Origin of the sequence: Fontimonas sp. SYSU GA230001, from assembly GCF_040066175.1 — a bacterium.
In the GTDB taxonomy this organism is placed as follows: domain Bacteria; phylum Pseudomonadota; class Gammaproteobacteria; order Nevskiales; family Nevskiaceae; genus Solimonas.
Genome location: NZ_JBEAAM010000005.1, coordinates 37,443 through 52,852, shown reverse-complemented (window position 1 = coordinate 52,852; position 15,410 = coordinate 37,443). Strand labels below are relative to the sequence as shown.

At 67.1% G+C, this 15,410-nt stretch carries 14 protein-coding genes; 11 read left to right on the top strand and 3 right to left on the bottom strand.

What is annotated here, in order from left to right; translation table 11 throughout:
* Positions 1-127: 127 nt before the first annotated feature.
* Genes AAG565_RS03260 through AAG565_RS03245 form a run of 4 tightly spaced genes read left to right on the top strand, consistent with a single transcriptional unit; the run spans position 128 to position 4,342 of the window.
* The gene (locus AAG565_RS03260; protein ID WP_348818118.1) at positions 128-865 is read left to right on the top strand and encodes an ABC transporter permease; all 738 of its coding nucleotides are present in this window, start codon (positions 128-130) and stop codon (positions 863-865) included.
* Positions 866-867: 2 nt separating this feature from the next.
* Positions 868-1,539 carry an ABC transporter ATP-binding protein gene (locus AAG565_RS03255; RefSeq protein ID WP_348818117.1) on the top strand — a complete coding sequence of 224 codons (672 nt, stop codon included), beginning with the start codon at positions 868-870 and terminating at the stop codon, positions 1,537-1,539.
* A complete protein-coding gene (locus AAG565_RS03250) occupies positions 1,536-2,651 on the top strand; it encodes a sugar transporter (RefSeq protein ID WP_348818116.1) in 1,116 nt (371 codons plus the stop codon). Before AAG565_RS03255 ends, AAG565_RS03250 begins: the two co-directional genes overlap by 4 nt.
* Complete coding sequence (locus AAG565_RS03245) at positions 2,648-4,342, top strand: SLBB domain-containing protein (protein ID WP_348818115.1); 1,695 nt, start codon at positions 2,648-2,650, stop codon at positions 4,340-4,342. The genes AAG565_RS03250 and AAG565_RS03245 overlap by 4 nt, the downstream gene beginning before the upstream one ends.
* Positions 4,343-4,352: 10 nt before the next feature.
* On the opposite strand, the gene AAG565_RS03240 is transcribed toward AAG565_RS03245, so the two are convergent.
* The 3 genes from AAG565_RS03240 to AAG565_RS03230 are packed head-to-tail and all read right to left on the bottom strand — an operon-like array spanning position 4,353 to position 7,142.
* Entirely contained in the window at positions 4,353-5,135 is a 783-nt protein-coding gene (locus tag AAG565_RS03240) for a glycosyltransferase (RefSeq protein ID WP_348818114.1), read from the bottom strand.
* The gene (locus AAG565_RS03235; RefSeq protein WP_348818113.1) at positions 5,132-6,049 is read right to left on the bottom strand and encodes a glycosyltransferase family 2 protein; all 918 of its coding nucleotides are present in this window, start codon (positions 6,047-6,049) and stop codon (positions 5,132-5,134) included. The genes AAG565_RS03240 and AAG565_RS03235 overlap by 4 nt, the downstream gene beginning before the upstream one ends.
* Positions 6,050-6,101: 52 nt before the next feature.
* A complete protein-coding gene (locus AAG565_RS03230) occupies positions 6,102-7,142 on the bottom strand; it encodes an MraY family glycosyltransferase (protein WP_348818139.1) in 1,041 nt (346 codons plus the stop codon).
* 144 nt (positions 7,143-7,286) lie between these two features.
* Between AAG565_RS03230 and AAG565_RS03225 the strand changes: the two genes are divergently transcribed.
* The 7 genes from AAG565_RS03225 to gap all read left to right on the top strand — a co-directional run bounded on the left by AAG565_RS03225 (position 7,287) and on the right by gap (position 15,284).
* Entirely contained in the window at positions 7,287-7,682 is a 396-nt protein-coding gene (locus tag AAG565_RS03225; RefSeq protein WP_348818112.1) for a hypothetical protein, read from the top strand.
* Positions 7,683-7,883: 201 nt separating this feature from the next.
* Complete coding sequence (locus AAG565_RS03220; RefSeq protein ID WP_348818111.1) at positions 7,884-8,333, top strand: hypothetical protein; 450 nt, start codon at positions 7,884-7,886, stop codon at positions 8,331-8,333.
* A 110-nt stretch (positions 8,334-8,443) separates the two neighbouring features.
* Positions 8,444-9,226 (top strand): hypothetical protein, encoded by a 783-nt coding sequence (locus AAG565_RS03215; protein WP_348818110.1) that lies wholly within the window; start codon positions 8,444-8,446, stop codon positions 9,224-9,226.
* Between the two features lie 13 nt (positions 9,227-9,239).
* Positions 9,240-11,357 carry a YjbH domain-containing protein gene (locus AAG565_RS03210; RefSeq protein ID WP_348818109.1) on the top strand — a complete coding sequence of 706 codons (2,118 nt, stop codon included), beginning with the start codon at positions 9,240-9,242 and terminating at the stop codon, positions 11,355-11,357.
* Positions 11,347-12,039 carry a hypothetical protein gene (locus tag AAG565_RS03205; RefSeq protein ID WP_348818108.1) on the top strand — a complete coding sequence of 231 codons (693 nt, stop codon included), beginning with the start codon at positions 11,347-11,349 and terminating at the stop codon, positions 12,037-12,039. The genes AAG565_RS03210 and AAG565_RS03205 overlap by 11 nt, the downstream gene beginning before the upstream one ends.
* A gap of 104 nt (positions 12,040-12,143) precedes the next feature.
* On the top strand, positions 12,144-14,141 hold the full coding sequence (gene tkt, locus AAG565_RS03200) for a transketolase (RefSeq protein ID WP_348818107.1): 1,998 nt from the start codon (positions 12,144-12,146) through the stop codon (positions 14,139-14,141).
* Between the two features lie 141 nt (positions 14,142-14,282).
* Positions 14,283-15,284 carry a type I glyceraldehyde-3-phosphate dehydrogenase gene (gene gap / locus AAG565_RS03195; protein WP_348818106.1) on the top strand — a complete coding sequence of 334 codons (1,002 nt, stop codon included), beginning with the start codon at positions 14,283-14,285 and terminating at the stop codon, positions 15,282-15,284.
* Positions 15,285-15,410 lie beyond the last annotated feature (126 nt).

Below are 15,410 nucleotides of genomic sequence, written 5' to 3'. Positions count from 1 at the left end.
CGCGGCTGCGCCGCCCGGGCTGCCGATGTCGAGTGAGCAGGCCGGGCAGCCGCCAGGACAACCGCTGATTCCGCCGTTGCCGCCGCGACGCGCCGGACGTTCCCACTGGGAAGTGTTCCTGACCTCCGTGCGCGCCTTTCTCCTGCGCGAGATGAAGGCCCAGTACGGCCGGGCCCGGCTCGGGTACTTCTGGGCACTCGCGGAACCCGCGGCGACGGTGGCGATCCTGACCGCGCTGCACACCTCGGTGACCGGCGGCGGTGGCGTGATCTACCAGGAAAGCCCGGTCGTGTTCTTCGTCTTCGGCGCGGTGCCGTACTTCCTGTTCTCGAACTCGCTGGCGCAGACGCAGGGCGTGTGCATGAACCAGAAGGGTTTGTTCAACTACCGGCAGATCAAGCCGATCGACATCATGCTGGCGCGCAGCGTCATCGACGCGCTGATGATGACCGGCGTGATGCTGGTGTTCCTGCTGGCGTGGTCGTGGCTGGGACTGAAGATGCCGCAGATCCGCTTGCTCGAACTGGCGATGGCCCTGTTCAGCCTGTTCGCGCTGGGGCTGAGCCTGGGGCTGGTGTTCGAGGTGTTCGGCACGGTGTTCCAGGATCTGCGCAAGATCTTCTCGATCGTCACGCGGCCGCTGTTCTTCGTGTCCGGCGCGTTCTTCACGATGGACATGCTGCCGTCCGGGCTGGGTACGGTGCTGTATCTCAATCCCGTGCTGCACGGCGTGGATCTGACACGCGACGCCGTACTGGCGAGCTACGATTCGCCGGCGAGCTGGGTCTATCTGTGGAGCTGCATCCTGGTCCTGCAGTTCATCGGGCTGGCGGCCTACCGGCGCTATCTGTACCAGCTGATCTGAACATGATCCGCATCGAGCAGGTGACGAAGTCCTACCCCTTGCAGGGATTCGCGCGTTACTACGTGTTTCGCGACCTGAGCCTCACGCTGCCGTCGCGCACGCACATCGGCATCGTCGGCCGCAACGGCGCCGGCAAGTCCACGCTGCTGCGCCTGATCGGCGGCATGGAGCTGCCCGAACAGGGGCGGATCACCGCCGACGGGGCGATCTCGCCGCCGCTGGGCCTGAGCGGCGGCTTCGCGGTGCGGCTGTCGGGCCGCGACAACGCGCGCTTCGTCTGCCGCGTCAACGGCGACGACGTGCAGACCATCGACGAGCGTGTCGCCTTCATCGAGCAGTTCGCGGAACTCGGCGAGTTCTTCGACCGTCCGATGGAGACCTATTCCTCGGGCATGCGCGCGCGCGTGGCCTTCGCCATCAGCATGGCCTTCGAGTACGACTACTACCTGATCGACGAGCTGACCGCGGTCGGCGACCAGAAATTCCGCGAGAAGGCGCAGGCGGCCTTCAACGAGAAGAAGGGGCGTGCGAGCGTCGTCATGGTCAGTCACAATCTCGACCAGCTCAAGCGCGACTGCCAGGTGGGGATCTACATGAAGAAGGATGGCCCGGTGTTCTACGACGACATCGGCAAGGCAGTCGCCGACTACCGAAAGGATCAGCAAGCAGCATGAACCTGCCGTTGCGGTTGCCGGAGTCCCGATCCGGCCGTTACGCGTTGCTCGTGTTGGTGCCCAGCCTGCTGGCCTGGCTGTACCTGCTGGTGTTCGCGGCGGACGGCTATGTCAGCCGTGCGCAGGTGATGGTGGAGAAGGAGTCCAGTCCATCGACTGCTGCGGCCGGCGCGGAACTGGCGCTCGGGCTGCTCAACGTTGGCGGCGGCAAGAGCCGGCAGGACGCGCTGCTGGTGCAGGATTTCATGCGTTCGCGCACGATGCTCGAATACCTCGACGCGGAACTGGGCCTGCGTGAGCACTACAGCGCGCCGAAGGTCGATTTCGTCGGCCGGCTCGCGGCGGATGCCGACCAGAAGGAGTTCCTGGAGTACTACCGCAAGAAGCTGACGATCACGATCGACGACGATTCGCTGATCCTCAACGTCGAGTTCGTGGCCTTCGATCCCGAGTACGCGCAGAAGGTCGCGCAGAAGCTCGTCGAGCGCAGCGAGGAGTTCGTCAACGAGGTGAGTCGCCAGGCGGCGCGGCAGCAGCTTTCCTTCGTGCAGGAGCAGGTCGATCAGGCCAACGAGCGTCTCAAGCAGGCGTCGCGCGAGATGATCGACCTGCAACGCCGCAATGCGGTGTTCAGCCCGGAGAAGGAAACCGAGGCGGTCGGGCAGATCCTGGCGGAGCTGGAAGCCGAGCTGGCCAAGCAGCGGACGCAGCTCAAGGCTCTGACCGGTTACCTGAATGAGACGGCGCCGGACGTGGTGGCGGCCAAGCAGCGGATCGCGGCGCTGGAATCGCAGGTCGAGCAGGAGCGCCGGCGCATGGTCGGCAGCAAGGGGGGCGGCCTCAATGACCTGATGATGGCCTACCAGGACGCGGACGTCGGCCTGCGTCTGGCGACCGAGGTGTACAAGACGGCGCTGGCGACGCTGGAGACCACGCGTCTGGACACCGTCCGCAAGGTCAAGTATCTGGTGCTGGTGGACAAGCCCAGCCTGCCCGATGCGGCCGAGCTGCCCCGGGTTCTGTACTGGACGCTGACGATATTCGTGTTTCTGAATCTGGCCTACTTCGTGATGAGCCTGATCATCGCGACGATCGAGGATCACCGGGAATGAGCTTCAAGCGCTTGCATGGCTGGCTGCTGGGCGCGCTGGTTTCGACCGTCGCGTTGGCGCAGGAGCCGGCCTTCCTGTTCCAGCAGACGCCCGACCGGCCGCTGTCGGGCATGAGCACCTCGCTCAGTCCTGCTTCGCCGGCTCCGGCACCCACGCCGCGCACGACCGAGCCGGCGGCGCCGGACCGCACGGTCGATGAATCCGTCTTCGGCGCATCGCTGTTCAAGGGGCGCTTCGCGCAGCAGTCGTTCCGCGGCTTCAATCCGGACTATCTGGTCAGCGCCGGCGACGTGATCGATCTCAAGCTGTGGGGTGCCTACGATCTGGTGCTGCGCCTGGAGGTGGATTCGCAGGGCAACATCTTCGTGCCCAAGGTCGGTCCGATCCACGTCAGCAATACGCGCAACGGCAGCCTCAATGCCGTCGTCACCGAGGCGGTCAAGAAGGTCTTTCGCGACAACGTCGGGGTGTATGCCTCGCTGGCGAATGCCGAGCCGGTCAAGGTGTTTGTCACCGGCAACGTCAATGCGCCGGGCCTGTACGGCGCCTGGGCGTCGGACTCTCTGCTGCATTTCCTCGACCGCGCCGGCGGCATCAACACCGACACCGGCAGCTTCCTCGACATCACCGTGCGGCGCAGTGGGCAGGAAGTGACGCGGGTCAACCTGTACGACTTCCTGGTGCGCGGCGAACTGCCGCTGATCCAGTTCCGCGACGGCGACACCATCGTCGTCGGTCCGCGCAAGGCCACGGCCCGCGTCGCCGGCGCGGTCAATCATCCGGCGCAGTTCGAGTTCGACGGGCGTATTGCACTCGGCGACCTGCTGGCGCTGGCCGGGGTGGATGGCACCGCGACCCATGTGCAGGTGGTCCGCAACCAGACGCCGGAACGGCAAGTCGAGTATCTGCCGCTGACCGCCGATCTGCGCGCGGTCGCGATCGTTTCGGGTGACGAGGTGAGCGTGTACGCGGACCGCCAGGTCGGCAGCATCATCACCAGCGTCGAGGGCGAGTTCCAGGGGGTCGGCCAGTATGTGTTCCCTTACGAATCCACGCTGGCCGATCTGCTCAAGCGCATCACGCCGACGCCGCGATCGGACCTCGGCAGTGTGCAGATCTATCGCCAGAGCATTGCCGAACGGCAGAAGCAGGCACTCGACGAGATGCTGCGCCGGCTGGAACAGTCGGTGCTGACGGCCCGTTCCGGCACGCGCGAGGAGGCCGAGCTGCGTGCGCGCGAGGCGGAGATCGTGCTCAAGTTCATCGACCGTGCACGCCAGATCGTGCCGCAGGGACGGCTGGTGCTGCACAAGGGCTTCGATCCGGCGTCGGTCGATCTGCAGGACCGCGACGTGATCCGCATCCCGCGCAAGACCAATACCGTTGCCGTGCAGGGCGAGGTGTTCTTCCCCAATGCCTTCGTGTACCGCGAGGGCAAGCCGGTCAGTTACTACATCGAGCAGGCCGGTGGCTTGACGCAGAACGGCAGCAAGGACCGGATCTTTCTCGTGCGCCCCAGCGGCGAGATGGTCGAGGCGCGCGACGGCTGGCTGCTCGCGTCCAGCGTACAGCCCGGCGACGAGATCATGGTGCTGCCCAAGGTGGATTCCAAGAATTTCCAGTTCTCCAAGGAACTGGTGCAGGTCATCTATCAGCTGGCGCTGTCCGCCGGCGTGGTCCTGCGGCTCTGAAGACCGTGGATCATCGCAGCGCGCCGCGCGTTCCGCGCGCGGCCCGGTAAGCCGGGGAACGCCACAGCCGCAGCAGGCTCTGCGAGTGCCAGAGGAAGTGGCGCGGACTCCGCAACGAGCCGCGCCTCGCGTCGTGGACGATGCGCAGGCTGCACAGCTGGTCCACCGTCAGGCCCAGCGCGCGTGCGCGCAGGCACAGATCGACATCTTCGCAGTACATGTGGTAACGCTCGTCGAAGCCGCCGAGGCGCTGGAAGGTTTCGGCGCGCAGCGCCAGGAACAGGCCGGCGAGCCAGACGACTTCGCGCTGCGGCGGCGGATCGCGGGGAATGTCGCGGTCGCGGCCGAACAGCCTGCGGCGCAGCAGTGCTGGCAGTGTCGGCAGATCCCGGCCATTGTCCTCGTCGTCTCCGAGCGAGGTCTGCGCCAGCGGCGCGACGATGCCGCACGCCGGGTTGCCGAGCGCGCGTTCGAGGTCCGGGAACACGGTGTCGGACAGCCGCAGGTCGGGATCCGCGACCAGCACGTACCGGGAGCGGCAGCCGCGCAGTGCGGCGTTGTGGTTGGCGGCGAATCCGCGCGGCCGCGCGTTGCGGATCAGATGTAGCCGCGCACGGATGGCGGGTGGCAGCCGGTCCACGAAGCCGGGGTCTTCACGCGCATTGAGGGTGAGTACGAAGCGGTGTTCGACGCCTTCGAGCTGGCCGTGGATGTCCGCCAGGCCGGCTGCGACGCGCTCGCCATGCCCGTGACTGACGACCGAGATGGTCCAGCGTACCGGAGTGCCGTTCATCGGCCGGACTGCCATTGCGGTGAAGGCTGGCTGCGCAAGCCGTCCCAGGTGCCCTTGCACATGCTCAGCAGCTTGCGCCAGCGGCCCTGCTCGAACACGGCGACCTTGACGATCAGCTTGGCTGCGCCGAGCAGCTCGTAGATCAGCCAGTTCGGGAAACGGCGGGCATGCCGCTTCGCCAGCAGGATGCGGTTGCGGCTGATGTAGTAGTGGCGCAGCGCGCTGTGGTGGGTGGGGAACACCGGGATCAGTCCCAGCAGCCGGTTCTTGCGTACTTCGCCGAGCCGGTGGTCGAGGACCGCATCGGGTGTGGCCAGGATCTCGAAGCCCTGGCTGCGCGCGCGCAGGCAGAAGTCGGTGTCCACCAGGTCGATGAACAGCCCCTCGTCGAAACCGCCGAGTTCGCGCCAGACGTCGATGGAGATCAGCATGCCGGAGCCGATGGCGAGATCGACCGGCGTCGGGCGGTCGAGTTGCGCGGCGACGGCGAAGCGGAAACGCAGCCACTGCCCGGCGTCCGACTGGGGCCAGCGACAGCGGATGTCGGGATGGGCGTAGGCGATCGTCGGGACCACTGCCGCGATCGACTGCGGATCGGCGTGACTGCTGCGTGCGGCGAGCAGCGCGCCGACCATGCCGGGCGTCGGGGTGCTGTCGTGGTCGAGAAGCAGCGACGTGGTCGCGCCCAGAGCGGCCGCGGCCTCGATGCCGCGATTCAGCGCCGCGGCGAGTCCCAGATTGCGGCCGAGTTTCAGCAGATGCACGCGCGTGCGCTCGGTGCCGTCGAGCGTATCGAGCGCCGGTTCGGTGCGCGAACCGTTGTCGACGATCACCACACGCGCGGTTTCACGCAGGACGGCGCGCACCCGCTCGGTCAGGCCGGCGGGTGGGTCATAGGTGACGATCACGCCCACGACGTGATCAGTTGCCGTCGAGCTTGTCCGGCGAAGATCCATCGGCGTTGCTTCAGTGCGTGGTGGCCGGAGCGTGTCTCGGCGCCAGATTCTGGTAGGCCCACAGGTAAATCGCCACGAACACCGTGATGCCGGCCAGCAGCAGTTCGGTGCGGTCGCCAACCGATGACGCAATGACGGCGGCGACGGCCACGCAGGCCAGGATCGGCAGCGACGAGTAGTCGCGGCCGGCGGCGCGCACACCGGAAATCCGGTGCCGCAGCCGGTGATGCAGGTGGTCGCGATCGGGCAGGTAGAACGGCCGCGATGCGTGCCAGCGCCGGGCCATCGAGAAGATCGTTTCCCAGATCGGATAGATCAGGACCAGGACCGCGAACCACGGCGATACCGTGCTCGACCCTTGCACGACCATCACGGCGATGGCCCCGGCGACGGCGCCGTTGAAGTAGGCGCCGCCGTCACCGAGGAAGATCCGGCCGAACGGGAAGTTGAACGCGAAAAAACCGAGGTTTGCGGCAGCCATGCCGTAGCTCAGGCTGGCGAGCGGGGCCTGTCCGGTGTGCGCGGCGGTCGTGCCCAGTGCGGTGAAGATCAGGATGCTGGTGCCCGAGCACAGGCCGTTCTGGCCGTCGATCAGATTGAATCCGTGGGAGACGCTGGCGACGGCGAACGCGAACAGACCGATGCGGATCGGCGTCAGGTTGAAAGCATGGTCGAACGGCGAGATGCCGATCGACGAGATGCCATACCCGTCATGGGCCACGCTGAACAGCAGGGCGGCGCCGATCGCGACGGCGTAGCGCAGCGCAGCGGGCACGGCGCGTGTCAGATCCTCCATCAGCCCGGCGACGAAGACGATGGTCAGGCAGCCCCACAGCATCCACAGGATCTTGGCGGTGAGGTCGGGCAGCGTCGGCGACAGCAGCGCCAGCCCGGTCAGGCCCGCTGAATAGACGGCGATACCGCCGACCCGGGGCACCGTCGCGGTGTGGACCTTGTGATGGGACTCGTCGGGCGCATCACCCGTGAGGCGGATGTGCCAGCGCCTGCCCAGGATCAGCGCCGCCGTGCATGCGGCGCTGACGAGAAGCACGATGGACAATTGACTGCCGGTCATGGGCGGTGGCACGATGCCTCGGAATCACGCAGGTGACAGCACTGCGTGGTGTGTGGACGGAACGCCATGATGGAGCGGCGTGCCCAAGAATTCTAACAAGGGATTGTCTGACACCTGCCCGTGCAGAAGGATGCGAACGGTCGGCTCGTGAGAAATGCTCCCCTGATTTCGATGTGTGGGTTCCGGCAAGTGAGCGTGTCGGTGTGCGCGCTCGGTATCGTGGTCGCCGCCTCGATGCAGAAGGTCGGCGCTGCGGACCGGACAGTGGATACGCTCGATGTGACGCAGGTCATTGTTGCTGGCACGGCCATTGCTGACTATAGGCCGGCGACGCCGGCAGAATACGCGGCCGCCGCCGATGCGATCCTGGACGCGGTGAGTGCGCCGACGGTGCGCAGGGGCTCGATCGTCGGGGCCGTGGCGGTGGATCTGCTGAACATGTTTGCGGGTGGAGCCGGCGCGCCGCAGGACGTGGTCAAGGCAAAACCGCTGGACAGCAGGACGGTGGCGCAGTGAACGGGTCGTGCGGTTCGTGTGGACGTGCAGAGTTGACGTGGTATGCTATGTACTCAAATTGGGGTACACAAATAGTGTTCGGGCGATGCGTGTGCTTGCTTGCCCGCGAACTTTAACGGGACTTTTACGGGGTTTTCAGTGAACAAAGCTATCGTGATGTCTTTGGCGGTTTGCCTCGCCGGCGGCCCGATCATTACCGCAGTGACGAGCGCGCCGGCGGTTGCGGCGCAGTCCACCGAGGCTGGCGTGCTGTCTCAGGCCGAGGCGGTTGCTTTCGCGAACAAGCTGGGAATGACGTTGCCCGAGGCGGTCAAGGCAGGCTACCTGAGCCCGGCCAAGGTTCCCGGAACCTACGTGATCACCGAACGCGGTGCGGGTGCCGTCGGTGTGCCGGTCGTCGGCAAGCTGACGCCGCTGCAGATCACCGCGCTGGTCGCCGGCGTGCTGGGCTTGACCTTCGTCGTGGTCGATTTCCTCGACGACAGCGACGGTCCGCGCGCGACGCCGACCGCGACGCCGACCGCGACGCCGACCCCGTCGCCGACGCTGCCGCCGGTGCCGACGCCGACGCCTTCCCCGACCCCGGCGCCGACCGGTGGCAACGGTGGCGGTGGCACGACGACCACCACCACCACCACGACGACGCCGTAAGCGCGGTCCCGGTTGCGCCTGGAAAGGCTAGCTCAAGCTAGCCTTTCTTTTTGGGCACGATCCGTCGCAACTCGGCGCCGGATGCGCGGGCCCTGGAGAATCACGCGTCGATGAGGTCAAGCACGCCCTTCCCGATCCCGGCGGTGGCCGCACGATGGGTCGTGCTGGCCTGTCTGCTCGGCGCGTCGAGCGTCCATGCCGCAGCCATGGCCGGAGATGCCGCACCGATCCGGTCTGGAACGCTGCGCCTGAGCGAGCCGGGCGAAGCCGTGACGATCGCGGTGGAAGTGCTCGGCGCGGTCGGGCAACCGGGCCGCGTGACGCTCTCCCCGCTCGCGGCGACGGTGGACGCCGTCGTGCAGGCCGCCGGTGGATTGCTGCCCGACGCGTATCGATTCGGCACGATCGTGCTGCGCGCCGGTGCGGATGCGGGCGCCGGCGTGGCGGCGTGCGTGTCAGCGGCGGATCTGCAGGCGAGTCTGCTGCTCGGCGACGATGCGGCGCTCGGTGGCCGCCGCGATCTGGTCGAGGCGCTCCGCTCCGGCCGGCTGCACAGGGTCGGCCAGCAGGCCGCAGTGCTCGGCGACGAGCCGCCGCCGCCGCTGTCGCTGCAACAGGGGGATGTCGTCGTGGTGCCGGCGCGCGCTGCGGCCGTTTACGTGCTCACGCCGGGTGCGCGCATCGTCAGGTTGCAGCATGAAGCCGCGCTGCGTGCCGAGGCGTACCTGCGCCGCGCAGATCCGGAAGCGGCTGCGCATCCCGGCCGCCAGGTCCTGCTTTTCCCGAACGGGCGCGAGGTCGAACTGAGCCTGAAGCCGTGGCGCTATGAGCCGACGATGGTGCCACCGGGATCGCTGATCGCTCCCGCGGTCGATTGCCTGCCCAGTGAGTGAACGACTGCGGTCGATGCCCGTCCTGCGGCGCGCGATGGTCGTCGTGTTGCTTGCCGCGGCGACGACAGGTGCGCAAGCAGCAGACGTGCGCTATGGCCCGTCCGGCTATCCGGCGCTGCTGACCAGTCCGACGGCGGCGATGCCGCCGAGCGGGACGCTCGGCGTGGGCCTGTCGCTGGCACCGCCCTACAACACGCTGTACCTGTCGGCGCAGCCGGCGTCCTGGCTGCATGCCGGCGCGCGCTACATCGAGATCACCAACCGCTACTACGACGACAGCCGCGACACCGGGCAGACGTTCAAGGACAAGTCCTTCGACGTTGCGGTGCGTCTGATCGAGGAGTCGGATGCGTGGCCGTCCTTGGTCGTCGGACTCAACGACTTTGGCGGCACCGGCCTGTTCGCCTCGGAGTACATCGTCGTGACGCGGCGCTGGTACGACTGGTCGTTCACCGCGGGTCTGGGCTTCGGCCGCTTCGGCACCTATGGTGACGTGCGCAATCCGTTCGCCGCGCTGTCGCTGCGCTCGAACGAGCGCGAGCTGCTCGCGCCGGCGCGCGCGCGCGGCGGCGTTCCGGACTGGGACAAGTGGTTCTCCGGCGCGCGGGCCAGCCTGATCGGTGGTGTCGAGTGGACCCCGCGCGAGCGGCCGTGGTCGGTGCAGGTCGAACTGGACGGTAACGACTACTCGGCCGATCCCTCGACCAAGCGGTTAGACGTGCGCTCGCGGATCAACGCCGGCCTGCGCTACCACCTCGGTGGCGGCTGGTACGCCGGGCTGGGTCTGATCCGCGGCGATACCCTGGTCGGCCAGATCGGTACCGCGATCCAGGCGGGCAGCGCGCGATCCAGGATCAAGCAGCAGGAGTTGCCCGCGGCCTTTCACCTGCGCCCGCCGGAGTACCGGTGGAACACGGCGACCGTGGACACGCCCGAAGGCATGCAGCAATGGATCGACGATCTGGCCGCGAGGCGCATCGTCGCCCACGCCGCGAACCTCGACGAGGAGACCGGCACGCTGACGCTGTGGCAGAGCAACGGTGTTTCCGACCGCAGCCTCGACGTCCTGCGCACCGCGGGACGCGCGAGCCTCGTGCATCTGCCCGACGACGTCGAGAGGCTGGAGGTCGTGGAAGTCTCCGGCGGCATGGACGCGCTCAGCCTCACGGCGCGGCGCGAGGATCTGGACGCGGAAGCGCGCGGACTGGCGACGACGGACGAGCTGCGCGTGACCACCGAGCTGCGGTCGCAGGCCTCGGTGCCGCGTGCGACCGCGGATTACCCGAACCTGCTGGAATATCCCACCTGGCTGTACGGCTATAGTCCGGCGATCCGCGCCAACATCGGCGGGCTCGAGGGCTTCTTCGTCGGCCAGCTGCTGGTGAAGCCCTTCATGACCCTGCAGCTGACGCCGGGGCTGAGTGTGTCGGCGGTCGGCGCGCTGAGCCTGTACAGCGACCTCGACAAGCTCAAGCAGCGCAACTCCAGTGAATTGCCGCACGTGCGCAGTGATCTGGAGAGCTACCAGTCCACGCACGACCAGTGGTGGCTGGACCGGCTGGAGGTCAATCAGCTGTTCCCGCTCGGGCGCGACTGGTTCGGTCGGCTGTCGGCCGGTATCTTCGAGGAGATGTACGGCGGGGTCGCCGCCGAAGTGCTGTACCGGCCGCTGACCTCACGGCTCGCCTACGGTCTGGACGTCAACTACGTCAAGAAGCGTGGCTACGACCAGCTGTTCACCTTCCTCGACTACCAGGTCGCCACCGGACATTTCACCGTGTACTACGACACGCCTTTCGAGGGGCTGGTGGTCAAGGCCAGTGCCGGGCGTTACCTGGCCCGCGACGTCGGCGTCACGCTGGATCTCTCGCGCCAGTTCCGCAACGGCGTCGTGTTCGGCGCGTTCGCGACCAAGACCAACGTGTCGGCCGCGGAGTTCGGCGAAGGCTCCTTCGACAAGGGCATCTACCTGAGCATCCCGCTGACGTTGTTCTACCCGTCGGCCAATCGCGGCGAGGTCAACTTCAATTACCGATTCCTCACGCGCGACGGTGGTCAGAAGGTGCGCGACGGCCGCGATCTGTGGGGTGTGGTCGGGCGCTACACCGCAGGGCAGGTCTATGAAGATTGAGCGACGCCCGCGGACCGGCGGCATCGCAGGCATCGCTTGCATCGCGGTGGCCGGCTTGCTGGCGGCTTGCAACACCGTGAACACGCTGGTCGAGGAGCGCGCCGGCGGTGAGCAGGCTGGCACGCCGATGACACGGGCCATCACCGGTCTGGCCGATCTGCCTTTTGCTTCCGCCTATGTCCGTTCCGGCGATCGTTTCGAGGGTCTGCTGATCCTCGGCAGCATCGACGCCGGCGGCGCGCAGACCTGGTACGGGCGCGATGGGCTGGTGTTGCAGCTCGACGGCGATCGCGTGACCTACAGTCGTGGCCTGCCGGTGGATGTGCTGGAAACGTATCCCGCCGACGTCGGTGGCGTCGAGCCGACTCAGGACTGCGGCGACGGCGTCAGCCACACCGAGCCGCCGTCCCTGTTCTATACACGTCTGCGCGGCGCGGTCGATTATCTCGCCGAGCAGCGCATCGACCTGCGCTGCCGGATCGAGGCCCTCGTCACGCCCGCCTACGGCGGCGCCGCGATTCGCATCGACGAGACCTATCGGGTGCTCCCTTACCGCCACACGCAGCGGCGCAGCCTGTGGTTGCACCCGCAGACCCGGCAACTGCTGCGTCTCGAATATGGGCCGCATCCGGCGGCGCCGGAACTCTCGATCGTCTGGATCAAGCCCCCGGCGCGGCGCTGAAGGCGAGTCCATCACGATATACCGATAGGGGTATCGGCGGAAGCGGTTGCCCGGCCTGCGCCAAACCCGGACAATACGCGCCCCTTTGTCTGCCGGTGAGCGTGATGCCGACGCGTTTCGAGCTGGCCAATGCCATTCGCGCGCTTGCGATGGATGCGGTCCAGAAGGCCAATTCGGGCCACCCGGGCATGCCGATGGGCATGGCCGACATCGCCGAGGTGCTCTGGAACGACTTCCTGTCGCACAACCCGGGCAATCCGCAGTGGCCGAACCGCGACCGTTTCGTGGTCTCCAACGGTCACGGGTCGATGCTGCTGTACGCGCTGCTGCACCTGACCGGTTATGACCTGCCGATCGAGGAGCTAAAGAACTTCCGTCAGCTGCACTCGAAGACGCCGGGCCATCCCGAACACGGCATCACGCCGGGTGTCGAGACGACGACCGGGCCGCTCGGGCAGGGGCTGGCGAACGCGGTCGGCATGGCGATCGCCGAGCGCGTGCTGGCGACCCAGTTCAACCGCGACGGTTTCCCCGTCGTCGATCACCACACCTACGTGTTCGTCGGCGACGGTTGCCTGATGGAAGGCATTTCGCACGAGGCCTGTTCACTGGCCGGCACGCTCGGCCTGAACAAGCTGATCGTCTTCTACGACGACAACAGCATCTCGATCGACGGTGAAGTGGAAGGCTGGTTCCGCGACGACACGCCGGCGCGCTTCGAAGCCTATGGCTGGCAGGTCGTGCGCAACGTCGATGGCCACAATGCCAACGAGATCCGCAAGGCGATCGAGACCGCGCGCGCGTCGGCCGACAAGCCGACACTGATCTGCTGCAAGACCATCATCGGGTTCGGCGCGCCGACGCTGCAGGGCAAGGAGAAGTGCCACGGCGCGCCGCTGGGCGAGGCCGAGATCCTGCTCGCGCGCGATCAGCTCGGCTGGTCGCACACGCATTTCGAGATTCCGGCCGAGGTGCGCGCGGGCTGGGATGCGCGCGCGGCCGGTCAGGCGCGCGAGCAGCGCTGGCAGGACCTGTTCGATGCCTACGCGGCTGCTTTCCCGCGGGAAGCGGCCGAGCTGCAGCGCCGCCTGCGTGGCGAGCTGCCGGCCGACTGGAAATCGGTGGTCGAGGCGCTGCTGGCCGAGACGCGCGCGGCCGACAAGCCGGTGGCGACGCGCAAGGCATCGAAGAACGTGCTCGACATCGTCGCAGTGAAGCTGCCCGAGCTGTTCGGCGGTTCGGCCGACCTGTCCGAATCCAACTGCACCGACTTCAAGGGGCACAAGCCGCTGCGTGCGGGCCGCTTCGCCGGCAATTACGTCAACTACGGCGTGCGCGAGTTCGGCATGTCGGCGATCATGAACGGCATCGCGCTGCATGGCGGCCTGATTCCGTTCGGCGGCACGTTCCTCGTGTTCTCCGACTACGCGCGCAACGCGCTGCGCATGGCGGCGCTGATGAAGCAGCGCAGCATCTTCGTGCTCACGCACGATTCGATCGGGCTGGGCGAGGACGGGCCGACCCACCAGGCGGTCGAGCACGTCGCCTCGCTGCGCCTGATTCCGGGGCTGCAGGTCTGGCGTCCGGCCGATGCCTTCGAGACGGCGGTGGCCTGGACCTGTGCGATCGAGCGCCACGACGGACCGTCGGCGCTGGCACTGTCGCGCCAGAACCTCAGCCCGCAGGTGCATCCGGACGCGCACCTGTCCGACGCCCGTCGCGGCGGCTATGTGCTGTGGGAGCCGGCGGGTGAGCCCGAGCTGTTGATCATCGCGACCGGGTCCGAGGTGCAGCTCGCCGTCGAAGCCGCGAGGAAGCTGGCCGAGAAGGGCCGGCGCGCGCGGGTCGTGTCGATGCCTTGTGCGGAGCGCTTCATGGCGCAGGACGCCGGTTACCGCGATGCGGTGCTGCCGCCGGCGCTGCGCCGGCGCCTGGCGATCGAGGCCGGCGTGTCGCTGTACTGGCGCGCCTTCGTCGGCTTCGATGGCGACGTCATCGGTGTCGATCGCTTCGGCGAGTCGGCGCCGGCCGCCGCGGTGTTCAAGCTGTTCGGATTCACCGTGGACAACGTCGTCGCCAGGGCCGAACGGCTGTTGGCGTAAAATGTTGCGTCGTCGTTCCCGCGCATGCGGGAATCCAGGCGGCGCGCAGCGCCGTTCGGGTGTGGCGTCACTGGATGCCCGCTTGCGCGGGCATGACGAGGTGAGGACGCCCGACATTCCATGCATCGAGAGGACAGTGAAATGGCAGTCAAGGTAGGCATCAATGGCTTCGGCCGCATCGGCCGCAACGTGCTGCGCGCGGCAGTGCAGAATTTCGGCGACATCGAGATCGTCGGCATCAACGATCTGCTCGAGCCGGACTACCTCGCCTACATGCTGCGCTACGATTCCGTGCACGGCCGCTTCAAGGGCGACGTCGCCGTCGAGGGCCACACGCTGCTCGTCAACGGCCGGAAGATCCGCCTGACCCAGGAGCGCGACCCGGCCAACCTCAAGTGGAACGAAGTCGGCGCGGACATCGTGCTCGAGTCCACCGGCCTGTTCCTCGACAAGGCTTCCGCCGAGAAGCATCTCGCCGCCGGTGCGAAGAAGGTGATCATGTCGGCGCCGTCGAAGGACGACACGCCGATGTTCGTCTTCGGCGTGAACCACCAGACCTACGCCGGCCAGGCCATCGTCTCGAATGCCTCGTGCACCACCAACTGCCTGGCGCCGCTGGCCAAGGTGCTGCACGACAAGTGGGGCATCAAGCGCGGCCTGATGACCACGGTGCATGCCGCCACCGCGACGCAGAAGACCGTCGATGGCCCATCGAACAAGGACTGGCGCGGCGGGCGCGGCATCCTGGAGAACATCATCCCGTCGTCCACCGGCGCGGCCAAGGCCGTCGGTGTCGTCATTCCGGCGCTGAACAAGAAGCTGACCGGCATGTCCTTCCGCGTGCCGACCTCGGACGTCTCGGTGGTCGATCTGACCGCGGAGCTGGAGAAGCCGGCGACCTACGCCGAGATCTGCGCCGAGATGAAGGCGCAGAGCCAGGGCGCGCTCAAGGGGATTCTCGGCTACACCGAGGACAAGGTCGTCGCCACCGACTTCCGCGGCGATGCGCGCACCTCGATCTTCGATGCCGAGGCCGGCATCCAGCTCGACCCGACCTTCGTCAAGCTGGTGGCCTGGTACGACAACGAGTGGGGCTACTCCAACAAGTGCCTCGAAATGGTCCGCGTGGTGGCGGGCAAGTGACGCCGCTTTGCGGCGTCATCCCCGCGTAGGCGGGGATCCAAGCTCCCCGCGCAAGCGGGGAGTACTGTTTCCGGGCACAAATCTGGATTCCCGCTTTCGCAGGAATGACGAAGCTCAAGGAGTTTG